22 protein-coding genes and 3 pseudogenes are annotated in these 22,493 nt (G+C 70.6%); 10 read left to right on the top strand and 15 right to left on the bottom strand.

The features are described 5' to 3' along the window. Both ACGFSA_RS07160 and ACGFSA_RS07155 read right to left on the bottom strand, forming a co-directional pair. Complete coding sequence (locus ACGFSA_RS07160) at positions 1 to 2,883, bottom strand: VCBS repeat-containing protein (protein ID WP_393300821.1); 2,883 nt, start codon at positions 2,881 to 2,883, stop codon at positions 1 to 3. Beyond that, on the bottom strand, positions 2,880 to 5,435 hold the full coding sequence (locus ACGFSA_RS07155; protein WP_393300819.1) for a S8 family serine peptidase: 2,556 nt from the start codon (positions 5,433 to 5,435) through the stop codon (positions 2,880 to 2,882). The genes ACGFSA_RS07160 and ACGFSA_RS07155 overlap by 4 nt, the downstream gene beginning before the upstream one ends. A gap of 320 nt (positions 5,436 to 5,755) precedes the next feature. Between ACGFSA_RS07155 and ACGFSA_RS07150 the strand changes: the two genes are divergently transcribed. Both ACGFSA_RS07150 and ACGFSA_RS07145 read left to right on the top strand, forming a co-directional pair. Beyond that, complete coding sequence (locus ACGFSA_RS07150) at positions 5,756 to 7,150, top strand: aldehyde dehydrogenase family protein (RefSeq protein WP_393300816.1); 1,395 nt, start codon at positions 5,756 to 5,758, stop codon at positions 7,148 to 7,150. A 40-nt stretch (positions 7,151 to 7,190) separates the two neighbouring features. Continuing rightward, on the top strand, positions 7,191 to 8,270 hold the full coding sequence (locus ACGFSA_RS07145) for a Zn-dependent alcohol dehydrogenase (RefSeq protein WP_393300813.1): 1,080 nt from the start codon (positions 7,191 to 7,193) through the stop codon (positions 8,268 to 8,270). Here the strand turns inward: ACGFSA_RS07145 and ACGFSA_RS07140 are convergent. The 4 genes from ACGFSA_RS07140 to ACGFSA_RS07125 are packed head-to-tail and all read right to left on the bottom strand — an operon-like array spanning position 8,267 to position 10,899. Further along, positions 8,267 to 8,500: a hypothetical protein gene (locus tag ACGFSA_RS07140; RefSeq protein WP_393300810.1), complete on the bottom strand. Its 234-nt coding sequence runs from the start codon at positions 8,498 to 8,500 to the stop codon at positions 8,267 to 8,269. The genes ACGFSA_RS07145 and ACGFSA_RS07140 overlap by 4 nt on opposite strands. Continuing rightward, entirely contained in the window at positions 8,433 to 9,458 is a 1,026-nt protein-coding gene (locus ACGFSA_RS07135; protein WP_393300807.1) for a DMT family transporter, read from the bottom strand. Before ACGFSA_RS07135 ends, ACGFSA_RS07140 begins: the two co-directional genes overlap by 68 nt. Before the next feature lie 32 nt (positions 9,459 to 9,490). Continuing rightward, entirely contained in the window at positions 9,491 to 10,210 is a 720-nt protein-coding gene (locus tag ACGFSA_RS07130; RefSeq protein WP_393300804.1) for an ArsR/SmtB family transcription factor, read from the bottom strand. A 14-nt stretch (positions 10,211 to 10,224) separates the two neighbouring features. Next, entirely contained in the window at positions 10,225 to 10,899 is a 675-nt protein-coding gene (locus ACGFSA_RS07125) for a TetR/AcrR family transcriptional regulator (protein WP_393300801.1), read from the bottom strand. Between the two features lie 186 nt (positions 10,900 to 11,085). On the opposite strand from ACGFSA_RS07125, the gene ACGFSA_RS07120 reads away from it, so the two are divergent. Both ACGFSA_RS07120 and ACGFSA_RS07115 read left to right on the top strand, forming a co-directional pair. Next, positions 11,086 to 11,376 carry a YiaA/YiaB family inner membrane protein gene (locus ACGFSA_RS07120; RefSeq protein ID WP_345513546.1) on the top strand — a complete coding sequence of 97 codons (291 nt, stop codon included), beginning with the start codon at positions 11,086 to 11,088 and terminating at the stop codon, positions 11,374 to 11,376. Between the two features lie 83 nt (positions 11,377 to 11,459). Further along, positions 11,460 to 12,098, top strand: coding sequence for a TetR/AcrR family transcriptional regulator (locus tag ACGFSA_RS07115; protein WP_393300797.1), 639 nt, complete (start codon positions 11,460 to 11,462; stop codon positions 12,096 to 12,098). Here the strand turns inward: ACGFSA_RS07115 and ACGFSA_RS07110 are convergent. Next, positions 12,089 to 12,550: a MaoC family dehydratase gene (locus ACGFSA_RS07110; RefSeq protein WP_393300794.1), complete on the bottom strand. Its 462-nt coding sequence runs from the start codon at positions 12,548 to 12,550 to the stop codon at positions 12,089 to 12,091. The genes ACGFSA_RS07115 and ACGFSA_RS07110 overlap by 10 nt on opposite strands. A 137-nt stretch (positions 12,551 to 12,687) precedes the next feature. Here ACGFSA_RS07110 and soxR point away from each other — a divergent pair, with 137 nt between their 5' ends. Next, entirely contained in the window at positions 12,688 to 13,161 is a 474-nt protein-coding gene (gene soxR, locus ACGFSA_RS07105; protein ID WP_393300791.1) for a redox-sensitive transcriptional activator SoxR, read from the top strand. Positions 13,162 to 13,213: 52 nt separating this feature from the next. On the opposite strand, the gene ACGFSA_RS07100 is transcribed toward soxR, so the two are convergent. Further along, positions 13,214 to 13,825, bottom strand: a complete 612-nt coding sequence (locus ACGFSA_RS07100) for a hypothetical protein (protein ID WP_393300789.1) — start codon at positions 13,823 to 13,825, stop codon at positions 13,214 to 13,216. 267 nt (positions 13,826 to 14,092) lie between these two features. After that, positions 14,093 to 15,370, bottom strand: a complete 1,278-nt coding sequence (locus ACGFSA_RS07095) for an exo-beta-N-acetylmuramidase NamZ domain-containing protein (RefSeq protein ID WP_393300786.1) — start codon at positions 15,368 to 15,370, stop codon at positions 14,093 to 14,095. 186 nt (positions 15,371 to 15,556) lie between these two features. Between ACGFSA_RS07095 and ACGFSA_RS07090 the strand changes: the two genes are divergently transcribed. From ACGFSA_RS07090 to ACGFSA_RS07080, 3 genes and pseudogenes are all read left to right on the top strand, one after another. Further along, a complete protein-coding gene (locus ACGFSA_RS07090; protein WP_393300784.1) occupies positions 15,557 to 16,321 on the top strand; it encodes an SDR family oxidoreductase in 765 nt (254 codons plus the stop codon). 11 nt (positions 16,322 to 16,332) lie between these two features. Beyond that, positions 16,333 to 16,557: pseudogene (locus ACGFSA_RS07085) on the top strand (long-chain fatty acid--CoA ligase); the annotation flags it as partial. A 48-nt stretch (positions 16,558 to 16,605) separates the two neighbouring features. Next, entirely contained in the window at positions 16,606 to 17,199 is a 594-nt protein-coding gene (locus ACGFSA_RS07080; protein WP_393300936.1) for a TetR/AcrR family transcriptional regulator, read from the top strand. A 147-nt stretch (positions 17,200 to 17,346) separates the two neighbouring features. Here the strand turns inward: ACGFSA_RS07080 and ACGFSA_RS07075 are convergent, their stop codons facing one another. Both ACGFSA_RS07075 and ACGFSA_RS07070 read right to left on the bottom strand, forming a co-directional pair. Continuing rightward, a complete protein-coding gene (locus tag ACGFSA_RS07075; RefSeq protein ID WP_393300781.1) occupies positions 17,347 to 18,561 on the bottom strand; it encodes an acyl-CoA dehydrogenase family protein in 1,215 nt (404 codons plus the stop codon). 8 nt (positions 18,562 to 18,569) lie between these two features. Continuing rightward, a complete protein-coding gene (locus ACGFSA_RS07070) occupies positions 18,570 to 19,592 on the bottom strand; it encodes a phosphotransferase family protein (RefSeq protein WP_393300778.1) in 1,023 nt (340 codons plus the stop codon). Between the two features lie 128 nt (positions 19,593 to 19,720). Between ACGFSA_RS07070 and ACGFSA_RS07065 the strand changes: the two are divergent. Together ACGFSA_RS07065 and ACGFSA_RS07060 are read left to right on the top strand one after the other, a co-directional pair. Further along, positions 19,721 to 19,941 (top strand): annotated as a pseudogene (locus ACGFSA_RS07065) (glucarate dehydratase); the annotation flags it as partial. 36 nt (positions 19,942 to 19,977) lie between these two features. Beyond that, entirely contained in the window at positions 19,978 to 20,913 is a 936-nt protein-coding gene (locus ACGFSA_RS07060) for an NADP-dependent oxidoreductase (RefSeq protein ID WP_393300933.1), read from the top strand. A 14-nt stretch (positions 20,914 to 20,927) separates the two neighbouring features. Here the strand turns inward: ACGFSA_RS07060 and ACGFSA_RS07055 are convergent, their stop codons facing one another. From ACGFSA_RS07055 to ACGFSA_RS07040, 4 genes and pseudogenes are all read right to left on the bottom strand, one after another. Continuing rightward, entirely contained in the window at positions 20,928 to 21,239 is a 312-nt protein-coding gene (locus ACGFSA_RS07055; RefSeq protein ID WP_393300775.1) for a DUF202 domain-containing protein, read from the bottom strand. Next, positions 21,236 to 21,631, bottom strand: a complete 396-nt coding sequence (locus ACGFSA_RS07050; RefSeq protein ID WP_393300772.1) for a YidH family protein — start codon at positions 21,629 to 21,631, stop codon at positions 21,236 to 21,238. The genes ACGFSA_RS07055 and ACGFSA_RS07050 overlap by 4 nt, the downstream gene beginning before the upstream one ends. Before the next feature lie 9 nt (positions 21,632 to 21,640). Further along, positions 21,641 to 22,186 (bottom strand): NUDIX domain-containing protein, encoded by a 546-nt coding sequence (locus ACGFSA_RS07045; protein ID WP_393300769.1) that lies wholly within the window; start codon positions 22,184 to 22,186, stop codon positions 21,641 to 21,643. A 15-nt stretch (positions 22,187 to 22,201) separates the two neighbouring features. Further along, positions 22,202 to 22,489, bottom strand: a pseudogene (locus ACGFSA_RS07040) (SDR family oxidoreductase); the annotation flags it as partial. Between the last annotated feature and the right edge of the window lie 4 nt (positions 22,490 to 22,493).

Below are 22,493 nucleotides of genomic sequence, written 5' to 3'. Positions count from 1 at the left end.
TCAGGACCGGCTGATCGAGTCCACCGTCAGCCCGTGCAACTGATTGCTCTGCAGGAGGTAGCGCCCGCCGGCGAGTTCGATCGTACGGTCGTACCCGGTCTGATCCAGGCCGAGGCCGATGATCTCGTCGACGCCGTCACCGTCGAGGTCCGCCACCACGGTGTTCTGGACCGCGTATTTGTTGATCTTGGCCAGGTGGTCCGGGTAGTTGTGGCCCGCGGTGAGGACCGCCGGGTCCCAGAGGTAGATCGCGCCCTCCGTGCCGCCCACGATCAGCCGTCTGCCGCCGGGGCCCGTTCCGAACCCGGCCTGGTGCAGCGTCGGCAGGGTGTACATGCTGTACTCCTTGTCGCCGCCCGCGTAGGTGCGCAGCGTGGCCGTGCTCGCCAGGACTGCTCCCTCCTCGCCCGTGAACCAGTTGCCGGTGGTCCAGGCCCCGCCGCCGGTCGCGGTGTGCACGACCTTCCCGGTCCGCGCATCACGGAACTCGATCAGTGTGGTCCAGAGGTTGCCCTCCTTGACGATCCAGGAGTGCACGACCGCGTGCCCGTCCGCGTAGGGGATCCCCAGGTCGGCGAAGACACCGTGGTGCAGTTCCGCGGCGTAGATCCTGGTGTCGGGGTCGCCGGTCCACTTCGGATCGGCGGTCCAGAGCACCTTGCCGGACTTCCCGTCCAGCGCCATGCCGTTGACGACCGACGTGGCGGCGTCGAGGGCCCCGACCGTGCTGTACGAGGCGAAGACCCGGCCCTCGGCCACTGCCAGGTCGGAGAATGCCACTCCCGCGCCCTCGGGGGCGTACGACCAGAGCTGCTTCCCGTTGCCCTGGTACGCGCGGACCGCGTCCGTCGGTACGAGCACCTCGTCGGCGCCGTCGTGGTTCACATCGGTGACGGCCACCGAGCGGACGAACTGTCCCTTGCCGTCTATGGTCCGCAGGACCCGGCCCGTGTGCGAGTCGACGATCACGGTCGCGGAGTCCGCCGCGACAACCAGCTCGTCCCGCTTGCCGTCGCCGTCCGTGTCGGCCTGCACGATCTCGCCGTGCACCGCCCCGGGCAGGGTGGTCTTCCACAGCACCTCAGGCTTGCCCGCCGCCATCGACGGACCGTCGTACGCCCACAGGCCGTGCGACTGGCCGCCCGTCACGACGTCTTTCTTCCTGTCGCCGTTCACGTCCACGGCAACCGCGGAGGTCAGATCGCCCTGGAGCGGGGTGAGCGAGGCCTGGCGGCCGCCGTTCAGCCGGTAGCTGCGGATGTTCTGCTCGTTGTCGACCGTCCGTACCCGCCACTCGTTGTCCACGCGGTACGGCTGGGCGTAGATCGGAGAAGCGACGGGGCCGCCCTGCTTCTCCCAGCCGACCTCGCCATCACGCCCGTCGATGGCCGCGAGCCTGCCGTAACGCGTACCACCCGGGTTGGCGGCCGCATCCTTGTCCTGCATCGTGATGTACGAGGCGAGCAACTTCCCGTCGACGATCTTCAGACCGAGTGCGGAGTCGCCGTCCTGGGAGTTGGACTCGTCCCGCTTGACGGTCCGCGACCACAGCTCGGACGCGTCCGCGCCGTCCAGCGCGCGCACGGTCGAGGCGTTGACATAGAGGTACTCGTCGAGCGTGTCCTCGCTGACCGCGTACTCCGGCTTGGAGTCGCCCTTCAGGTTGCCCACCTGCAGGCCGAGCGCGAGAGCGTTGACCCGGGTGTCGAGGGTGGTGCGAGCCCCCGTCGCCGGGTCGTACGCGGCGAGCTGGTACTGCACACCGTCGCGGTAGTCCGCCTGCTCGACGGCGACGAGCCGCTTCCGCGCGGAGTCGTACGCCAGCTGTCGTGAGTAGAGCGCCCCGTCGCTCTGCCACTTCACCGTGCCGTCGGCGGTGTCCAGGACCAGGGTGTGGCCCTCGGCGGCCGCCGTCGCGGTCTTGCGCCTGTTCCAGGAGACGGCGAGCAGCCCGCCGCCGAGCGCTCTGGTCGAGCCCCAGCGCCCGTCGCGCTGCCCGGTCTCGTAGGTCCATGTGCCGGTCGGCGTCAGCTTTCCGTCGGCGTACGAGAAGCGGAAGCCCTGCAGGGTCGCCCTGGCGTCCTTGGGGGCGTTGAGGTTGGTGGACGGCTGGTCGCCGACGACGAGTGTGTCGCCGACCAGGGTGACCTGCTGCGCGTCCGCGAAGATCCTGGTCCAGACCGTCTTGCCGGTCTTTCCGTCGAGGATGGTCACGAACGTGCCCGTGGAGAGCGTCGATCCGGGCGCGGTGAACGGCCGGTACGGCGAATTGCCCACGTCCGCGGTGAAGACGACGTCCGCCACGCCGTCGCCGGTGAGGTCGCCCGTCGTGTAGCCGCGGTCGGAGAAGTCGGCGGCTGGGGCGACGGCGTTGTAGCCCATGGTGATCCGGGCAGGGTAGGGCTCCACCTGCCAGGGGCGTGCGGGCCGGACCTGCCAGTCGGCGTACAGCGAGGCATTGTCCCGCTTCCACACCGTCGTGCCGTCGTCCGTCAGGCGGGTGACGGTGCCGGCACTGTGCACGGCGAGGTAGTCGCCGTGGCCGCCCGCCAGCTGCGTGGTGTCGGCCTGGCCCCGGTAGGTCTCCAGGTCGGAGCTCGCTTCGAGGGACAGAGCCCCGTCGGCCGACGTGTCGTCCGTGCCCTGCGGACTCTGCGACGACGGAGAGGAGTTGGATGTGGACTGCGGCGTGATCTGCTGCTCGCCGGCGAACGAGTCGCCCTGGAGCCGCTTCTCCAGCCGGTCGGCCTGTGCGTCGGTGAGGACGCGCGGTCCGGCGCCGCCGTCGCTGTCGGCGTGTGCAGCGGGCGTGGCGGTCAGCGCCAGCCCGGCCGCGATCAGGGCGGAGGCGAGCCGGACGGCGCGCCGTGAAGTGGAGGTCATGACGTCGCCTTCGAGGAGATTCGGACGGCGGACTTGTCGGTGAGGACCGACTCGTTGAAGGAGTACTGCAGGGCGTCCGTACCGGCCTGGTTCTCGATGCCGATTGTCGCCTTCGCTCCCGTCTCGGGGGAGGCGGTGCCGATGGACTGGTACTGCAGGGTGACCGCACCGGTCGCCTCGTCGAAGACAGCCTCGAAGGTGACGCGCTGCGAGGTGTCGGAGGCGAACGCGACGTTCTCCCAGACGATGGCGAATGTTCGCGCGCCGGCCGTACCGTTCGTCGCCGTCTTCACGCTCGCCTTGGCGTCGACCGTCAGGTCGTCCCAGAAGGCGGCGACGATGCCGTTCGGCTTGGCGGCCGCGGGCAGCGCCGTGTTGGCGTAGTCGCCGAGGCGCGGCTCCAGGAAGTTGACCAGGCCGTTGGTGGTGACACTGGCGTCGGTGTACTTCACGCCGTAGAAGGTGACGGGGAAGGGCAGTGACACCGTCTTGGCGTTCTCGTCACCGGACAGCGCGATCTTGGTCCTGCCGCTGACCCAGTTGTACGTCGCAGGGGCGCAGCTGTTGCCCGCCGCGTCCGTACGGTTGGGCAGCGCGGCCTTCACGGTCTCGTCGTCGTCGACCGTGACCTTGGCGGTGAAGACGCCGTTGCAGAGCACCGGAGCGGCTGGCGTCGCGGTCAGCGAGAACGAGCCCTCGGCGACCGACGGGAAGCGGAAGGCGCCGTCGGAGTCACTGGTGACGGCTGCGAGCGGAGCGTCCGTGAACCGCACCGTGGCCCCCTTCAGCGGCTTGCCGGTGACATCCAGGACCGTGCCGGAGACGGCATGCACCGGTACGGCGTCCAGCGCGAGGTTCTTGGTGACGTGCTCACCGGTGGTCACGGTGAGGTTCTCCTCGGTGGCGGTCCGGTAGCCGTATCCGCTCACCCGGACCGTGTACGTGTCCGCGTTGAGGTTCAGCTTGTACGTGCCGTCGGCGGCTGTTGTCACCGATCGGCGAGCGGTTCCCGTCGTGGCCTCGACCGCCGCACCGGCGACCGGCCTGCCGGTCGCCCGGTCGGTGACCGTTCCGGTCACGGTGGCCGCGCTGCGCGGGGCCGCAGCCACCGAGGCGAGGATGTCGAGCTTGCCCTCGCCCCAGACGTTGTTCATGTCGGCCGTGCCACCGCAGTGCGTGTCGTCGACATCGACCGCGCTGTCGTTCAGGATCGCCCGGGTCTCGTCGATCTTCCCGATCAGCGCGGGAGCGGCGGACCACAGCAGGGCCGCGGCGCCCGCGACGTGGGGTGTCGCCATCGACGTACCGTTGAGGGCTCTGTATGTGTTCCCCGGCCAGGTGGACCGGATGTTCACGCCGGGCGCCGAGATGTTCGGCTTGGCGGAGCCGTCGACCAGCGACGGGCCGAAGCCGGAGAAGTCCGCGATCTTCCCGTTCACGTCGTACGCGCCGACGCCGTACGAGGGGGCCTGCGACCCCGGCGCGTGGCTGGTCGAACAGGTCGTACCGTCACCGTCGTTGCCCGCGGCGAACGCCTCGAAGATCCCGGCCGCGTTCCACGCCTCGACGATGTCCTGGTAGAAGGTCGTGTCACCGCCGCCCCAGGAGTTGTTGACGATGTCCGGTGCCATCTCGGGCTTCGGGTTCTGCCCGTTGTGGTCGGTCGGCGCCAGGATCCACTGACCGGCGGCGAGCAGCGAGGAGTCCGAGCAGCTGCTGGACTCGCACCCCTTGGCGGCGATCCACTTGGCGCCGGGTGCGACGCCGACACCACCGGCGCCGACCATCGTGCCCATGGTGTGGGTGCCGTGGCCGTTGTTGTCGCAGGGGACACCGCCGGCGCACTGGCCGGTCGGGTCGTACCAGTTGTAGTCGTGGCTGAACGTGCCGTCGCCCAGATTGCCCCGGTAGTTGCCGACCAGTGCCGGGTGGTCGTACTGCACACCCGAGTCGACGTTGGCGATGACGATGCCCTCGCCCCGGTCGTCGTACTGGGACCAGACCTGGTCCGCCTTGATGTCCTTGACGCCCCATTCGGCGGCGGCGGGGTCCGCGTCGGCCGCGGCGTCCGTCACCGGGTTCTGCTCGATCCTGTCGAGGTGGTAGGTGCGCTCCTTGCGGATGCTCTTCACATCGGAGCGCTCGGCCAGCGCCGTGACGAGCTTCTCGTCGCCGGTCACCTTGAGCGCGTTGGCGATCCAGTACGACTGGTACCCGACCCGCCTCTTGTCGAGGAACGCCTGCAGGGGTGCCTGGCTGGACGCGGCCTTCTTGCGCAGCGCGGTGAAGGCGGACCTGGCCTTGTCCGCGTGGGTGCGGATGCCCTCGGCGGCCGACAGGTCGGCCCGGGGCTTCAGCACGACGAAGAAGGTCGACTCCTTGCCGTGCTCGACGGTGTCGAGGACGGCGGAGTCGACCTTCGCGGTGACGGGACTCGTGTCCGTGGCGGATTGCGCGAACGCGGGAGCGGGGCCAGTCAGTACGGCCGCGGCCGTCATCGCGGCCGCAGCCCACGCGGCGGTTCTGCGCCGCGGGGATCGGGGCAGATGCATCGGAGTGCTCCTCCATGGCTGGTACGGGGGAGCCCGCCGCGCTCCTGCTGTCAGGGGGAAGTACGGGAGGGGCGGGCTGATCCGGGACGCTAGGAGGAGGCCGTTACTGACGAATTACTGAACCGCGTGACGAGGGGGTGTCCGGCCCCGATCCGCCGGACACCTCTTAACGGCTTCCCCCGTGATAGGGAGTGGGGGAGGCAGTAGCCCCGGGTGAATTGCCGGGCCGCACGTGACGGGCGTCTCTGGCGCCAAAAAACTAACGCCGCCAGTTTGTGGTGCGGACGACTCGCCCGTACCCCTGCCCGGGAGGAAATGCCATGAAGGCCCACGACGGTATGTACATCGGCGGGGAGTGGCGCCCCGCAGCGGGCGCGGACACGATCGCAGTCGTGAACCCGGCGGACGAGCAGGTCATCGCCCATGTCCCGGCCGGGACGGCCGAGGACGTCGACGCCGCGGTACGGGCCGCCCGCGCCGCGTTCCCCGGCTGGGCCGCCACCCCGCCGACCGAGCGTGCCGCACGGATCGCCGCCCTGCGCGACGTCCTGGTGGCCCGTCAGGACGAGATCGCGGCCACGGTCACCGCGGAACTGGGCGCGCCCCTCCAGCTGTCGCAGAGGGTGCACGTGGGCGTGCCGATCCTGGTCGCCGGGTCCTACGCCGAACTGGCCGCCTCGTACGCCTTCGAGGAGCAGCACGGCAATTCCACCGTGCTGCTGGAGCCCGTCGGTGTCGTCGGGGCGATCACCCCGTGGAACTACCCGCTGCACCAGATCGTTGCCAAGGTGGCTCCCGCACTCGCCGCAGGCTGCACGATCGTCCTCAAGCCCGCCGAGGACACCCCGCTGACCGCGCAGCTCTTCGCCGAGGCCACCGAAGAGGCCGGCCTGCCCGCCGGTGTCTTCAACCTGGTCACCGGTCTCGGCCCGGTCGCCGGACAGGCCCTCGCCGCGCACGAGGACGTCGACCTGGTCTCCTTCACCGGCTCCACCGCCGTGGGCAAGCGGATCGGCGCCACAGCGGGCGGCGCGGTCAAGCGGGTCGCACTGGAGCTCGGCGGCAAGTCCGCCAATGTCATCCTGCCCTCCGCCGATCTTGCCAAGGCCGTCAATGTCGGCGTCGCCAACGTGATGTCCAACTCCGGCCAGACGTGCAGCGCCTGGACCCGGATGCTTGTCGACGGCGAGCGGTACGAGGAGGCCGTCGCCCTCGCCGCCGCGGCCGTCGCCAAGTACGTGCCGGGGGAGCGGGTCGGTCCCGTCGTCAACGCGAAGCAGCAGGCCCGGGTGCGCGGTTACATCGAGAAGGGCATCGAGGAGGGCGCCCGCGTCGTCGCCGGCGGCCCGGAGGCGCCGCTCGCGACGGGGTACTACGTCAGCCCCACCGTGTTCGCCGATGTCACCCCGGAGATGACCATCGCCCAGGAGGAAATCTTCGGCCCGGTCATCTCGATCCTGAAGTACGAGGACGAGGACGACGCCCTCCGGATCGCCAACGGCACGGTGTACGGGCTCGCGGGCGCCGTCTGGGCCGCCGACGACGCGGAGGCCGTTGCCTTCGCCCGCCGGATGGACACCGGGCAGGTCGACATCAACGGCGGCCGGTTCAACCCGCTCGCGCCGTTCGGCGGCTACAAGCAGTCCGGCGTCGGCCGTGAGCTCGGTTCGCACGGCCTCGCCGAGTACCTCCAGACCAAGTCCCTCCAGTTCTGAACACCCCCCGAAGCACCCCCGATCAGCAAGGAGCCGGTCCGTGGTCCGCGCCGCCGTACTGCCCGCCGTCGGAGCTCCCCTGGAGGTCACCGGCATCGAACTCCCGGAGCCCGGCCCCGGTCAGGTGAGGATCCGTCTCGCCGCGGCCGGGGTCTGCCACTCCGATCTGTCCCTGTCCAACGGCACCATGCGGGTGCCCGTCCCGGCCGTCCTCGGCCATGAGGGAGCGGGCACCGTTCTCTCCGTCGGCGAGGGCGTCACACATGTCGCGCCCGGCGACGGCGTCGTGCTCAACTGGGCTCCGTCCTGCGGCAGCTGCCACCACTGCGGAATCGGTGAGGTCTGGCTCTGCGCCAGCGCCCTGACGGGTGCGGGCAACATCCACGCCCGTACCGCCGACGGCACCGAGCTCCACCCCGGCCTGAACGTCGCGGCGTTCGCCCAGGAGACGGTCGTCGCCGCGAACTGTGTGCTTCCCGCCCCGGACGGCATCCCGCTGACCGACGCCGCCCTGCTCGGCTGCGCGGTCCTCACCGGATACGGCGCCGTCCACCACTCCGCCCGGGTCCGGGCCGGCGAGACGGTCGTCGTGTTCGGAATCGGCGGCGTCGGTCTCGCCGTGCTCCAGTCCGCCCGGATCGCCGGAGCCTCGAAGATCATCGCCGTGGATGTCTCCCCGGAGAAGGAGGAGCTCGCCCGCGCGGCGGGCGCCACCGACTACGTCATCGCCTCCGACACCACTCCGCGCGAGATCCGTAAACTCACCGGCGGACAGGGCGCGGACGTCGCCGTCGAGTGCGTCGGCCGGCCCGCCACCATCCGCGGCGCCTGGGACTCCACCCGCCGCGGCGGCCGCACCACGGTCGTCGGCATCGGCGGCAAGGACCAGCAGGTGACCTTCAACGCCCTGGAGATATTCCACTGGGGGCGTTCCCTGACGGGCTGCGTGTACGGGAACAGCGACCCGGCCCGCGACCTGCCGGTCCTCGCCGAGCACATCCGGGCGGGCAGGTTCGACCTCTCCATGATGGTCACCGAACGGATCGCGCTGGACGGCATCCCGGCGGCCTTCGACAACATGATCGCGGGCAAGGGCGGCCGCGCGCTCGTGGTGTTCTAGGCCGGCTCCGGCGTGGGCTCGGCCTGCGACCGGCTCGTGGTGAGGAGACGGGCTTCCATGGTCGCCAGGACCGGGTCGTCGTCCCCGCTGTCGATCACGTCGAAGCCGTCGAGCTCGGCGCCGCCGTCGCGGGCCGCCCGGGCGAGGGCGGCCTGCTTCTCGTCAGCCTTGCCCGACTGCTCCTTCCGCTTCTTCCCGGGGCCGGTCGGTCTCCTGGCGCTCGGCGTCATCTGGGCGTCCCTCCACCGGCTGTGCCGGACTGTTCCGCGTCCGCCCAGTCTGCGGACGCATGCGGGAGACCGCTACCCCGGCAAGACAGAGCAGGCCGCCGCCGACGGTGAGCAGCGCGGGCACCTCGTCCAACAGCAGCCATGACATCAGCACCACCAGTGCGGGCACCGCATAGGTGGTGGCGCCCATCTTTCCGGCGGTGGTGCGCGCGAGGGCGTAGGCCCAGGTGGTGAAGGCGAGGGCGGTCGGGAAGATGCCCAGGTAGACCATGTTCAGGGTCGCGGAGAGCGGTGCGTCGGCCGCCTCGGAGACCAGCACACCGGAGAACGGCAGACAGGCGACCGTACCGATCAGACAGCTGTATGTGGTGATCTGCAGGGCCGAGCCGTGCCGCAGCGCGGGCTTCTGGGTGACCACCCCGGCCGCGTACGCCACCGCCGCCAGCAGGCAGAGCGCCACCCCCAGCACCGATGAACCCCCGTGCCCCGACATGGAGAGACCGACCACGACGGCTCCCGCGAACGACACGGCCATGCCCATCACCAGCCTGCGCGGCAGCCCCTCGCCGAGCAGCCGGGCACCGAGCAGCGCGATCAGGATCGGGCCGATGTTCACGACCATGGCGGCCGTGCCCGCGTCGACCTGCTGCTCGCCCCAGTTGAGCACCACCATGTAGAGCCCGAACCAGAGCAGCCCGGACGCGAGGATGCCCGGCCAGGCTCCCCTGGACGGCAGCCCTTCGCGGCGTACGAGAAGGATCGCGCCGAGCATCAGCGAGCCCGCGAGCAGCCGGCCGAGGGCGAGCGCCCCGGGGGAGTACGCGTCGCCCGCGCTGCGGATGGAGACAAAGGCGGAGGCCCACAGGACCACGCTCGTGCACGCTGCGGCAATCGCCCGCCAGTCACGGCTTGCGGGCATGGTGGCCGCCGAGGAGGCCGGTATGGGTGTCGTCGTCATGGGCCGACTGTAAGCGGGGAACGGTTCGGTCCTCACCGAATTGTTTCCGGCTCGATCCCGAGGAGTTCGTGCAGCGCCCGCTCCCCGGCCGCGGTCGCCTTCACGGCCCGCCCGGAGCCGATCCGTACGCACCACCCGGTGTCCAGGGCGTGCCTGCACAGCGCGGCGCCCGCGGTTCCCGCCAGGTGCGGCCGGCGCTCCGTCCAGTCCAGGCAGCCGCGTACGAGCGGACGCCGGGTCCCGGTGTCCAGCCCGATACCCAGCTCCCCGAACCAGCCCAGGCCCGCGTCGGTGAGTGCGAAGCCGGTGTCCTGCCGCAACAGTCCCCGTACGGTCATCGCGTCCGCGATGGCGATGCCGATCCGGCCGGCGAGATGGTCGTAGCAGGTGCGTCCGCGGGCCAGCGCGCTGCTGGTGCTCGCCGCCCGCAGCGTTCGCGGCCGTTCCTCGTCGCCGGGCGCGGCCTGGGCGGCGAGGTCCTCGACGAGGTGGGCGGTCCGTTCGTCGGCGAGCCGCAGATAGCGGTGGCGGCCCTGCCGCTCCTCGGTCAGGAGCCCGCCCGCGACGAGCTTCCCCAGGTGTTCGCTGGCGGTCGACGGCGCGACCGACGCGTACCGCGCCAGTTCACCCGCGCTCCAGGCACGCCCGTCGAGCAGGGCCAGACAGAACGAGGCGCGGGTCTCGTCGGCGAGGAGCGCGGCCAGGGCGGCGAGGCGGGGCGCGGCCGGGTCGTGGGGTGCCATGGGTGCCATGTACCCAGCATGGGTCAGGAACGCTTCGTCGTGGGCCGAACCGTGGCCGCGGGCGCCCGCTGCTCGTACTGCAGGGCGAGACCGTCGAGGATCGCCCGCAGTCCGGTCTCGAACGCGCCCTCGTCGACCTTCTGGCGGCGGTCGGCCAGCAGATGGGCCTGGCCGAGGTGCGGGTAGTCGGCGGGGTCGTACGCCGTCTCGTCGTCCACGAAGCCGCGTGCGAACGAGCCTAGTGCCGAGCCCGTGACGAAGTACCGCATCAGTGCGCCGATGTACGTGGCCTGGGCGGGCGGCCAGCCCGCGCGGACCATGCCGCCGAAGGCCGCGTCGGCGACCCGCAGCCCGGCCGGACGTCGGCCGGGGCCCTGGGCCAGCACCGGGACGATGTGCGGGTGTGCGGCGAGCGCCGCACGGTAGGAGACCGCCCAGTCGTGCAGGGCGGCGCGCCAGTCACGGCCGTCGCCCTCGTCGAACATCGACAGGTCGACCTGCGCGGAGACGGAGTCCGCGACCGCGTCCAGGATCTCGTCCTTGTTGCGGAAGTGGTTGTAGAGCGAGGGCCCGCTGACCCCGAGTTCGGCCGCGAGCCGACGGGTGGAGACGGCTTCGAGTCCCTCGGAGTCCACCAGGGCGCCCGCCGCCTCGATGATGCGGTCTCTGCTGAGGAGGGGTTTGCGCGGTCGGACCATGCCGCACATAGTAGGGCCTGCGAACAAAAAACTAGCAGCGCTAATCAAAAGCGGGAGTGCCGAAGGTCGGCCGTGCGCTGACGGGGGTCTCCGCCTTCTGGGCCGTCCCGCTCGAACGGGCGACTGGGTGCCGGACTGAGTACGCGGACGGATGTGGCGGGTGCCACGGCGGCCGAAGCTGTCCCCATGAGTGAGACGACATCGGTCAAGCAGCAGAGCACCGCAGCCTTCTACGGTCAGGCCGTCGCATCTTTCGGGGTGGCGATGGGCGCGGTGACCCTCGGTATCTATTTCCTCGACGCGAACGCCTGGGTGCGGGGCTTTCTCGCGGTCGGCGTCCTGTACCTCGTCACGTCCTGCTTCACCCTCGCCAAGGTCATCCGCGACCGCCAGGAGGCGGGGCAGATCATCAGCCGGGTCGACCAGGCCCGGCTGGAGAAGATCCTCGCGGAGCACGACCCCTTCCAGAAGCTCTGACGATCTCATGCACCCGACCCCTAAGCGCTTGCTCAGGTTCGGGGTATGGTGTTCGTCCTGCTGAAGGGAAGGGGTCGGTGACGATGAGTACGGCGGAGGAGACCGGCGGCGAGAGCTCGCCGTGGGGCGAGGTGACGCCCGAGGCGGCCAGGCGGCTCCTCGTCGCGGCCGTCGACGCCTTCGCCGAGCGCGGGTACCACGCGACCACCACCCGTGACATCGCGGGCCGCGCCGGGATGAGTCCCGCCGCGCTCTACATCCACTACAAGACGAAGGAAGAGCTGCTCCACCGGATCAGCAGGATCGGTCACGACCGCGCCCTGCTGCTCCTGGAGACGGCCGCCGACAGTGGCGGCACGGCGTCCGAGCGGCTCGCTGACGCCGTACGGTCCTTCGTCCGCTGGCATGCCGAGCGGCACACCACCGCCCGCGTGGTCCAGTACGAACTCGACGCCCTGAGCGAGGAGCACCGCACCGAGATCGTCGCCCTGCGCAGGAAGAGCGATGCGGTGATCCGCCGGATCATCAGCGAGGGCGTGCAGGCGGGGGAGTTCGATGTCCCCGACGTCCCGGGGACCACGCTCGCCGTGCTCTCGCTCTGCATCGACGTGGCGCGCTGGTTCAGCGCGCAGGGGAGCCGTACGCCGGACGAGGTCGGCGATCTCTACGCCGACCTCGTCCTGCGCATGGTCGCGGCCCGCCGCAGGGCATCTCAGAAGTAGTAGCGCGACACCGACTCGGCGACGCAGACCGGCTTGTCGCCGCCCTCGCGCTCGACCGTGACGACGGCGGTGACCTGGACGCCGCCGCCCGTCTCCTCGACGTCTCTGAGGACGGCCGTCGCGCGCAGCCGGGAGCCCACCGGCACGGTGGACGGGAAACGGACCTTGTTGGTCCCGTAGTTGATGCCCATCTTCATGCCCTCGACCCGCATGACCTGCGGGACCAGCGCCGGGAGCAGTGAGAGCGTCAGATAGCCGTGCGCGATCGTCGTGCCGAACGGGCCGGCCGCGGCCCGCTCCGGGTCCACATGGATCCACTGGTGGTCCCCGGTCGCCTCGGCGAACAGGTCGACCCTCTTCTGGTCGATCTCCAGCCACTCGCTGTGACCCAGCTGCTCGCCCACCCCGTCGCGCAGCTCCTGCGCGGACGTGAAGATCCTCGGCTCTGCCATGTCCCTGGTCCTGCCTTCCCGCTCTCGGCCGTCCGTCGTCATGCACCGCCTGTCTAAGCGCTTGCTCAGCATGGTTGGGCGGGTGCGTTCCTGTCAACGACGGACCGGCGCGGAGGCGGGCACGTAGGGTTGGAGGGGTGCCCCAGATCCCACAGACACTCCATGAACTCACGGTCGGCCAGCTCTCCGCGCGCAGCGGCGCCGCCGTTTCGGCCCTGCACTTCTATGAGGCGAAGGGCCTGATCAGCAGCCGCCGCACCAGCGGCAACCAGCGGCGCTACAGCAGGGACGCACTGCGCAGGGTCGCCTTCGTCCGTGCGGCGCAGCGGGTCGGCATACCGCTGGCCACGATCCGGGAGGCGCTGGCCGAACTTCCCGAGGAGCGCACCCCGGACCGCGACGACTGGGCGCGGCTGTCCGAGGCGTGGCGCTCCGAACTGGACGAACGGATCAAGCAGCTGGGACGGCTGCGCGACCATCTGACCGACTGCATCGGCTGCGGCTGTCTGTCGCTGGAGACGTGTGTGCTCTCCAACCCGAACGACATCTCCGGTGACACGATCAGCGGTTCACGCCTGATGCCGGAGCGTCGCTCGGCGGGCTGTCCGTAGGAAGCGTCCGCAGAGCCGGGGGCGCGCCGCCGTTCCGTCGCCCCCGAGCCCCTCATGCCGCCGACGCCAGGTCCCTCGATTGGATCCGCCGCGCCCTCGCCAGTGCCCCCGGTGTCAGTACGGGCCGCGGGACCACGATCCCGCAGCCCGTGCAGACCGGGCCCGACCACGGCTCGCAGTCGAGGTCCTGACGCCAGACGATCCTGTTCTCCGCGCACACCGGGCACGCCGGGCCGGGCTGCGACTCCAGGGCCGAGACCAGCCGGCCCAGCACCTCGGGGAGCGGCGCCGACGGGTGGACCGCCGGATTCTCGCAGCGCGCCACCCCGTTCCCGCCCCAGATGCGCCGGTGCCAGTCGTCGAACGCGCCCGGCCGGCGCAGCCCCTCGCGCTTCTCCCGCTTGCGACGCTCGGCGAACCCGGCCTCGTACCGGAGCCAGACAGCCCGCGCCGCCTCCAGTTCCTCCAGCGCGTGCACCAGCCGCACGGGGTCGGGGGACCGGTCCTCCGGCTCCATCGTGTGCCGGGTGCACAAGTGGTCCCACGTCGCCCGGTGACCGTAGGGGGCGAACCTCTCCAGGCATTTGCGCAGCGAGTACCGCCGCAGCGCCAGGTCACCCCGCGGATCGCGGACCTGTCTCGCAAGACTCCGGAAACCGGCCATCGCACTGCCACCTCCGTCGCTCGTACTTCGGCGTCAAGGTATGGACGTACGACGGCCCGTTTCGGCTCCATCGGAAGGCGATTCGCGTCCATTGACTGAGACGCCCCACGTCGGAGGGTGCTCGGACGCGAGGTTGACGCGGCGTCATGTGGTGATTCCGAGAAAGTGACAGCCCGCCGGTAGGGCACACGTTCCAGCCCGTCCGGCGTTCGAGGACGGAACCGGTTCACCGGGAGGGCCCGAACTCCCGGGCCCGCCCGGCTCACCTCACCGGTACTGCAGGTACTTCTTCCGCACCGCCCGGAACGCGGCAAGCTCCGCCTCCCACGCCCCGACCACCTCATCCGTGTCCGCCCCCGCATCGATCATCGTGCGGACCCGCGTATGACCGGTGAGCTTGTCGATCCAGTTGTCCGGGCGCCAGGCGAACCCGCTCCACGTCCGCTTCGCCGTCACCAGCAGCGCGATCCCCGTGCGCACCGGATCGAACACCTCCCGGTCCTGGACATGCAGCTGCACCCCGCCGACCGTCTTCCCCTGGAACTTGGAGAACGTCGGGGCGAAGTACGCCTCGCGGAAAGCGACTCCGGGCAGGTCGAGGGCGTTCGCGGCCGCTGCCCACCGGTGGTCGATCCCCTCCGCGCCGAGGAGTTCGAACGGCCGGGTCGTCCCCCGCCCCTCGGAGAGGTTCGTACCCTCGAACAGACAGGTGCCCGAGTACACCAGCGCCGTGTCGGGCGTCGGCATGTTGGGGCTCGGCGGCACCCACGGCAGCCCGGTCCCGTCGAAGAAGTCCGCGCGCCGCCATCCCGACATCTTCACGATGTCCAGTTCGACCGGCCGCGCGGCCAGGAACTCCGCGTTGAAGAGCAGCGCCAGCTCGGTGACCGTCATGCCGTGGGCCTGCGCGATCTCCCGGCGCCCCACGAAGGTCGAGAACGCCGGGTCGAGGACCGGCCCCAGCGCGGCCCGCCCGGTCACCGGGTTCGGCCGGTCCAGGACGACGAACCGCTTGCCCGCGAGCGCCGCCGCCTCCATGCAGTCGTAGAGCGTCCAGATGTACGTGTAGAAGCGGGCGCCCGCGTCCTGGATGTCGAAGACGACGGTGTCCACACCGGACGCGGTGAAGACATCGGCGAGCGGCTGTCCGCTCTTCAGATACGTGTCGTAGACGGGGAGTCCGGTCGCCGGGTCGTCGTACCGCCCCTCCGAGCCGCCCGCCTGCGCCGTGCCGCGGAAGCCGTGCTCGGGGCCGAAGACCGCGATCAGGTTCACACGCTCGTCCGGGTGCATCACATCGACGATGTGGCGCACGTCGGACGTGATCCCGGTCGGGTTGGTGACGATCCCGACCTTCTGCCCCTTCAGCAGCGCATAGCCGTCCGCCGCCAGCCGGTCGAAGCCGGTACGGACCCGATTGCGCCCGGAGCCCTGCCCCGTGCCGGGGAGGGGGCCCGCGGCCGCGCTCCCGGTTCCGGCAGCCGCCGCCGCGAAGGCTCCCACTGCACCACCGGCGGCAAGCAAACCACGTCTGGACAGGCTCATTCGGCTACCTCCATGATCGCTCCGACTGTCATGGTCACGCACGCTAGCGCGCGCATAGCCCGCATGGAACGAGGCGGACGAGAGTGGTGTGACAGGAGTGGCGACAAGCTCCCGGCCGGACCCTTCCCCGAGGACATACCGACTGGTTAGTCTGCTGGGGAAGTCGGCTGAGAGAGGCGGAACCCGATGAGTACGGTGCAGGGCGCGGGCGTGGTGGTCACGGGGGCCGGGGGCGGCATCGGTGCCGCTCTGGCCCGCAGATTCGCCGCGGAAGGCGCCAGGGTCGTCGTCAACGACCTCGACGAGAACCGCATCAAGGCGCTCGCCGAGGAGATCGGCGGCGCCGCCGTCGCCGGAGACGCCTCGCAGATCGTGGACGCCGCCCGGGACGCACTGGACGGCACCGTCGACATCTACTGCGCCAACGCCGGCCTCGCCTCGCCCGGTGACGTCTTCGCCGACGAGGAGGTCTGGGCCGCGGCCTGGGACGTCAATGTGATGGCCCATGTCCGCGCGGCCAGGGCGCTGCTCCCGGACTGGCTGGAGCGCGGCGGCGGCCGGTTCGTCACCACCGCGTCCGCCGCCGGACTGCTGACGATGATCGGCGCGGCGCCGTACAGCGTCACCAAGCACGGCGCCGTCGCCTTCGCCGAATGGCTCTCGCTGACCTACCGCCACCGGGGCATCAAGGTCCACGCGATCTGCCCGCAGGGCGTACGTACGGACATGCTGACCGCCGCCGGTTCGGCCGGCGAGCTGGTCCTCGCCCCCAGCGCCATCGAGCCGGAGGATGTCGCCGACGCCCTCTTCGACGCCATGGCCGAGGACCGCTTTCTCGTCCTGCCGCATCCCGAGGTCGCCGGGTACTACCGGGCCCGCACCAAGGACACCGACCACTGGCTCAGCAATATGAACCACCTCCAGCAGAAGTGGGAGGAGACCGGCGCATGACCGAGTCTGACCCGGCGGTCCGGGAGGCGGCCGTCGTCGGCGTCCCCGACGCCTACCGCGGCGAGACCGTCCGGGCATACGTCATCCTGCGACCCGGCTCCTCGGCCGAACCCGACGAACCGGGTGCGTACTGCAAGGAGAGGCTGGCCGCGTACACGCACCTGCGCGAGGTCCAGATCCTGGCCGGACTTCCCCAGACGGCAAGTGGGAAGATCCTCAGGCGGGAACTGCGTTCCCAGCAGGAGAACGTGTACGACTTCACTACGGAAAGGCAGGTGGCGGCCATGGCCAGAACGACGGACGAGAACGACGCCCCCGTCCCTCAGCGGCTGCTGGCCGCCGCCACCCGGCTCTTCGCCGAGCAGGGCTACGACCGGACGTCGGTCCAGGAGATCGTCGAGGCGGCAGGCGTCACGAAGGGCGCGCTCTACCACTACTTCGGCTCCAAGGAGGATCTCCTCCAGGAGGTCTACTCCCGGGTGCTGCGACTCCAGCAGGAACGCCTCGACGCGTTCGCGGACGCGGAGGCACCGGTCGAGCAGCGGCTGCGGGACGCGGCGGCGGACGTGGTCGTCACGACGATCGAGAACCTCGACGACGCGGCGATCTTCTTCCGCTCGATGCACCATCTGAGCCCGGAGAAGAACAAGCAGGTACGGGCGGAGCGGCGCCGCTACCACGAGCGGTTCCGGGCGCTGGTGGAGGAGGGGCAGCGGAGCGGGGTGTTCTCCACGGCGACGCCGGCGGATCTGGTGGTGGACTACCACTTCGGATCGGTGCACCACCTGTCGACGTGGTACCGCCCGGACGGTCCGCTGAGCCAGCAGGAGGTCGCGGACCACTTGGCGGATCTGCTGCTGCGCGCACTGCGCCCCTGACGCCGGATCAGAGGCGGGGGAGCGGCATCCGCCCGGCCGGCTCCGGGTTCCCGAGTGCGGTCCGACTCCATCCACGGGCCGGACGGGCAGATGCTCAGCCCGTCCGGCTTCGGAGGACGTGGCGCGGCTGCGGCCCGTGCCGCCCCGCTACACGTACCGCTTGATCTCGCGCCGCGCCAGCGACCGCTGATGCACCTCGTCCGGCCCGTCCGCCAGCCTCAGCGTCCGCGCCGCCGCCCACAGTTCCGCCAGCGGGAAGTCCTGGCTCACGCCGCCCGCGCCGTGCAACTGCACCGCCTGGTCGAGGATGTCGACCACCGCGCGCGGGGTGGCGATCTTGATGGCCTGGATCTCCGTGTGCGCCCCCCGGTTGCCCACCGTGTCCATCAGCCATGCCGTCTTCAGCACCAGCAGCCGCAGCTGTTCCACCGTGACCCGTGCGTCCGCGATCCAGTTCTGCACGACGCCCTGCTGCGCGAGCGGCTTGCCGAAGGCCGTACGGGACACCGCCCGCTTGCACATCAGCTCGATGGCCCGCTCGGCCATCCCGATCAGCCGCATGCAGTGGTGGATCCGGCCGGGACCCAGGCGCGCCTGCGCGATGGCGAAGCCGCCGCCCTCCTCGCCGATCAGGTTCGTCGCGGGCACCCGCACATCGGTGAACACGACCTCGGCGTGACCGCCGTGGTCATGGTCCTCGTACCCGTACACCTGCATGGCGCGCCTCACTTCGAGGCCGGGCGTGTCGCGCGGGACGAGGATCATCGACTGCTGGCGGCGGATGTCGGCGCCTTCGGGGTCGGTCTTGCCCATCACGATGAAGATCCGGCAGTCCGGGTTCATCGCCCCGGAGATGTACCACTTGCGGCCGTTGATGACGTACTCGTCACCCTCCCGCGTGATGCGCGTCTCGATGTTGGTCGCGTCCGACGAGGCCACCTCGGGCTCCGTCATGGCGAACGCCGACCGGATCTCCCCGGCGAGCAGCGGCTCCAGCCACTGCTTCTTCTGCTCGTCCGTGGCGAACTGGAAGAGCACCTCCATGTTGCCTGTGTCCGGCGCCGCGCAGTTGAGCGCGGTCGGCGCCAACTGCGGGGAACGGCCGGTGATTTCGGCGAGCGGTGCGTACTGGAGGTTGGTCAGCCCGGCACCGTGCTCCGCGTCGGGCAGGAAGAGGTTCCACAGACCCTGCCTGCGCGCCTCGGCCTTGAGGTCCTCGATGATCTGCGGGGTGTCCCACGGGGAGGCGAGCAGTGCCCGCTGCTCGTGCGCGATCGTCTCGGCCGGGTACACGTGCTTGTCCATGAAGGTGAGCAGTTTGGTGCGCAGCTCTTCCGTACGGGCGTCGAATGCGAAGTCCATGGGGGTGATCAGCCTTCCTGGAGGGTCGTGCGGCCGTGCTCGATGAAGACGGGGACGAGATCGCCGATGCGGTCGAAGCCGGCGCCGACGGTCTGGCCGAGGGTGTAGCGGTAGTGGATGCCCTCCAGGATCACGGCGAGCTTGAACCACGCGAACGCGGTGTACCAGGAGATGGCGGAGGTGTCCCGGCCGGAGCGGGCCGCGTAGCGCTCGATCAGTTCGGCGGGCGTGGGGTGGCCGGCCGCTCCGCTGGTGGTCGAGACCGGGGACTTGGGCAGACCCAGGTCGGAGCTGTACATGACCAGCAGACCGAGGTCGGTCAGCGGGTCGCCGAGCGTCGACATCTCCCAGTCGAGGACGGCCTTGATCCGGTCGTCGGAGCCGATCAGCACGTTGTCCAGGCGGTAGTCGCCGTGAATGACGGTGGGCGCGGGGGAGACGGGCAGTTCGCGCCCGAGCGCGGCGTGCAGCTCGTCGATACCGGGCAGTTCGCGGTTGCGGGAGGCGTCCAGTTGCTTGCCCCAGCGGCGCAGCTGCCGGTCGAGGAACCCCTCGGGGCGTCCGAAGCCGTCGAGTCCCACCGGCTCCGGGTCCACGGCGTGCAGTTCCACCAGCGTGTCGACCAGGCCCAGCACGACTTCGCGGGTGCGCTCGGCACCGAGCGGGGCGAGCTGCTCGGCGGTGCGGTACGGGGTCCCCTCGACGTACTCCATGACGTAGAAGGGCGATCCGATGACGGAGTCGTCCGTGCACAGCAGCAGCGGCTCGGGCACCGGCACGGCCGTCGGGTGCAGCGCGCTGATGACCCGGTGTTCACGCTTCATGTCGTGCGCGGTGGCGAGGACATGGCCGAGCGGAGGCCGGCGGACGACCCAGTGGCCCGTGCCGTCCGTGACGACGTACGTCAGGTTGGAGCGGCCGCCCTCGACGAGCCGGGCCTCGAGCGGTCCGTTCACCAGACCCGGCCGCTCGCGGTCGACATGTCCGCGGAGCCGGTCCAGGTCGAGACCTGGCGGATGGACTGAGCTCATCGTGCGCACCTCCGGGGCGAAAAGACGTCGATGCTCATGATGCCGACCAGTCGGTATGTCGTCCAGTGAACTCCCGGAATCAGGTGCGTGGACTCCGTGCCGAGCGGGTCGGGACCCTGGTGTTCAGGGATGTCGTCACCAGCCGCCATGTCTTCGAGGACGGCCGGCTGACCGTTTCCGATGCCCCGGGCTCGGTGTCGAACTCGGCCGGGAGCGACCGGCCGTCCTGCACCGGCGCCGGCTCGACGACGACGGCACGATGTGCGAGCGCGACGACGCTGCGGCCGTGCGCAAGGCCGAGCCGGAGTGGGTGACGCTCCTGCCGCCCCTCGAAGCGGTCACCGTCTGAGTTGCGGGCCGCCTGAGCAGCCCGGATGGTCGGATGATGAAGGCGATCAGCTACAGCAGGTACGGCGGGGCCGACGTCCTGGAGTACGGCGAGCGGCCCGACCCCAAGGTCGGCCCGGACAGCGTTCTGGTGAAGGTGCGGGCCGCTGCCGTCAACCCGGTCGACTGGAAGGCAAGGGAGGGCCACCTCCAGTCCGGACTGGAGGCCGTCTTTCCGGTGATCCCCGGCTGGGACGTCTCCGGAGTCGTCGTGCAGCCCGGAATCGCCGTCGACGAGTTCGCCGTCGGCGACGAGGTCATCGGCTATGTGCGGGAGGACTTCCTGTCCCGCGGCACGTTTGCCGAGTACGTCGCCGCCCCCGTGCGCACCCTCGCCCGCAAACCGCTGAGCCTGAGCTTCGAGGCCGCAGCGGGGCTGCCGCTGGCCGGTCTCACCGCGTACCAGGTGCTGCACCGCACACTTCGGATCCAGGACGGCGACACCGTGCTGGTCCACGCGGCCGCCGGCGGCGTGGGCTCACTGGCCGTCCAGCTCGCCCGGCATGCGGGCGCCCGTGTCATCGGCACCGCCGGCGAACGCAACCATGAGTACATCCGGCAGCTCGGCGGCGAACCGGTGGAGTACGGCGAAGGGCTCGTCGACCGGATTCGGGCCCTGGCTCCCGACGGGGTCGACGCCGCCTTCGACACCGTGGGCGGCGAGGCCCTCCGTGTCTCCGCGGACGTACTGAAACCCGAGGGACGGCTGGCGTCCATCGCGGACGGCGAGGTCTTCTCGTACGGCGGGCGCTACGCCTTCGTACGGCCCGACGCAGCGGATCTCACCCAGCTCGCGGGACTGGCCGAGCAGGGCATCGTCTCGGTCCATGTCGACCGGGTCTTCCCGCTGGAGCAGGCCGCCGACGCCCAGCGGCTCAACGAGGAGGGACGTACCCGGGGAAAGATCGTCGTCACCGTCCCCTGGGACAGCTGACCGGCGCGCACCCCTCAGAAGACCACTGCCACGGCGAACACCGCGAGTGCGATCGTGCACGCCGCCGCCGTCAGGGCGCCGCGCGGTGCCAGTGGCTGAGGCCGCGCGGTCCCCAACCCGAGCACCCGCCGGTGCGCCACCCGCAGAAACGCAAGCCAGGCCAGCATGGTCAGCGACACGGCCACGATCCCGGCGGGGGTCGCACCCCCGTGCAGCGCCGCCTTGCCCGCCAGCAGTGCCACCACCGTGCAGGACAGGGTGGTGCGCCGCCACGCCAGCCGGGTCCGCTCGGGCTGCAGTCCGGGGTCCCGCTCCCCGGCGGTCACCGGCCCTCCCAGCCGAAGAGGACCACCACCACCATCGCGACGGCGACGACGGCGACAGCGACACCGAGCAGCGTCGGGAACCGGGAGACCGGCAGGTCCTCGCCGCGCCGCATCGCCCGCTCGCACCGTACCCAGTGGTTGACCGCCCGCAGGGAACAGAACACACCGGCGGCGAGCAGTGCGAGCGCCAGCCCCGCCCTGACGCCCCAGGCCAGTTCCGGCAGGAACTGGTCGACGGCGAAACCGCCGCCGATGAGCGCAAGAGCCGTCCGGATCCAGGCGAGGAAGGTGCGCTCGTTGGCGAGCGAGAAGCGGTAGTCGGGGGTGTTGCCCTCTTCACGGATCCGCTGCGGCGCAAACCACAGCTTCACACCTTGTACGAACTCTTTCACGCCCGCACCTTATCGATCACTTTGTCGCCGACTGCCCGTCGGGGCGTGACCTGCCCGGTACTCCCGCAGCCGGCGGTACGTCTCCAGACCGTCCGGCACCCACTGCCAGTCGCTGAGCCGCGCCGCCAGTTCGTCATCGGTGAGGAAGGTGTGCCAGGCGACCTCCTCCACCTGCGGGTTCACCGGAAGCTCGCACCGCACCTGGTAGATGTACGACCACCAGGTGTGCTTTCCGCCCGTGTAGAGGAACGTGAAGAGCGGTTCGGGGCGGGGGAGCCCCGAGACCCCGAGCTCCTCCTCGGCCTCCCGCAGCGCCGCCTCGTCGTACGACTCGCCCGCGCCGACCACCCCGCCGACGAACATGTCGTAGTGCGAGGGAAAGACCAGCTTGGTCGCGGTCCTGCGGTGCACGAAGAGACGGCCCTCGGCGTCCCGGGCCTCGATGAAGACGCAGCGGTGGCGCAGGCCCCGCGCGGTCGCCTCACCGCGCGGGGCCTGCCCCACGACCACGTCGTTCTCGTCGACGATGTCCAGGATCTCGTCAGCAGCAGTCATGCCGCCCATCCAACCTCAGGCCGGAGTCCGGGACCCGGCCGGGGATCGCTGACCCATGACGTACTTCACGGTCGGACCGGTGGTCCAGCCGCCGTCCACGGCGAGCTCGGCGCCGGTGATGGAGGAGGCGGCGTCCGAGAGCAGGAAGGCCATGGCCTGGGCGATCTCGGACGGCTCGCCGCCCCGGCCCGTCGGGGTGTTCGGGTAGTTGCCCTCGCCCTGCTGGATGCCGACCGACGTCATCGGCGTGTGGATCATGCCCGGGTGGACGGAGTTCACCCGCACCTTCGCCGTGTCCAGCTCCCGG

Source organism: Streptomyces sp. NPDC048496, assembly GCF_043200055.1.
In the GTDB taxonomy this organism is placed as follows: domain Bacteria; phylum Actinomycetota; class Actinomycetes; order Streptomycetales; family Streptomycetaceae; genus Streptomyces.
This window is presented reverse-complemented; position numbering and strand designations above follow the sequence as displayed.

Bases quoted from the DNA above. Each gene is read 5' to 3' on its own strand.
- ACGFSA_RS07140 (WP_393300810.1), bottom strand. From the start codon at position 8,500: ATGACGCCGAGCGCCAGGAGACCGACCGGCCCCGGGAAGAAGCGGAAG.
- ACGFSA_RS07095 (WP_393300786.1), bottom strand. From the start codon at position 15,370: ATGAGCCTGTCCAGACGTGGTTTGCTTGCCGCCGGTGGTGCAGTGGGA.
- ACGFSA_RS07155 (WP_393300819.1), bottom strand. From the start codon at position 5,435: ATGCATCTGCCCCGATCCCCGCGGCGCAGAACCGCCGCGTGGGCTGCG.
- ACGFSA_RS07090 (WP_393300784.1), top strand. From the start codon at position 15,557: ATGAGTACGGTGCAGGGCGCGGGCGTGGTGGTCACGGGGGCCGGGGGC.
- ACGFSA_RS07070 (WP_393300778.1), bottom strand. From the start codon at position 19,592: ATGAGCTCAGTCCATCCGCCAGGTCTCGACCTGGACCGGCTCCGCGGA.
- ACGFSA_RS07120 (WP_345513546.1), top strand. From the start codon at position 11,086: ATGAGTGAGACGACATCGGTCAAGCAGCAGAGCACCGCAGCCTTCTAC.
- ACGFSA_RS07125 (WP_393300801.1), bottom strand. From the start codon at position 10,899: ATGGTCCGACCGCGCAAACCCCTCCTCAGCAGAGACCGCATCATCGAG.
- ACGFSA_RS07160 (WP_393300821.1), bottom strand. From the start codon at position 2,883: ATGACCTCCACTTCACGGCGCGCCGTCCGGCTCGCCTCCGCCCTGATC.
- ACGFSA_RS07130 (WP_393300804.1), bottom strand. From the start codon at position 10,210: ATGGCACCCATGGCACCCCACGACCCGGCCGCGCCCCGCCTCGCCGCC.
- ACGFSA_RS07080 (WP_393300936.1), top strand. From the start codon at position 16,606: ATGGCCAGAACGACGGACGAGAACGACGCCCCCGTCCCTCAGCGGCTG.
- ACGFSA_RS07075 (WP_393300781.1), bottom strand. From the start codon at position 18,561: ATGGACTTCGCATTCGACGCCCGTACGGAAGAGCTGCGCACCAAACTG.
- ACGFSA_RS07100 (WP_393300789.1), bottom strand. From the start codon at position 13,825: ATGGCCGGTTTCCGGAGTCTTGCGAGACAGGTCCGCGATCCGCGGGGT.
- ACGFSA_RS07115 (WP_393300797.1), top strand. From the start codon at position 11,460: ATGAGTACGGCGGAGGAGACCGGCGGCGAGAGCTCGCCGTGGGGCGAG.
- ACGFSA_RS07135 (WP_393300807.1), bottom strand. From the start codon at position 9,458: ATGACGACGACACCCATACCGGCCTCCTCGGCGGCCACCATGCCCGCA.
- ACGFSA_RS07060 (WP_393300933.1), top strand. From the start codon at position 19,978: ATGAAGGCGATCAGCTACAGCAGGTACGGCGGGGCCGACGTCCTGGAG.
- ACGFSA_RS07110 (WP_393300794.1), bottom strand. From the start codon at position 12,550: ATGGCAGAGCCGAGGATCTTCACGTCCGCGCAGGAGCTGCGCGACGGG.
- ACGFSA_RS07045 (WP_393300769.1), bottom strand. From the start codon at position 22,186: ATGACTGCTGCTGACGAGATCCTGGACATCGTCGACGAGAACGACGTG.
- ACGFSA_RS07150 (WP_393300816.1), top strand. From the start codon at position 5,756: ATGAAGGCCCACGACGGTATGTACATCGGCGGGGAGTGGCGCCCCGCA.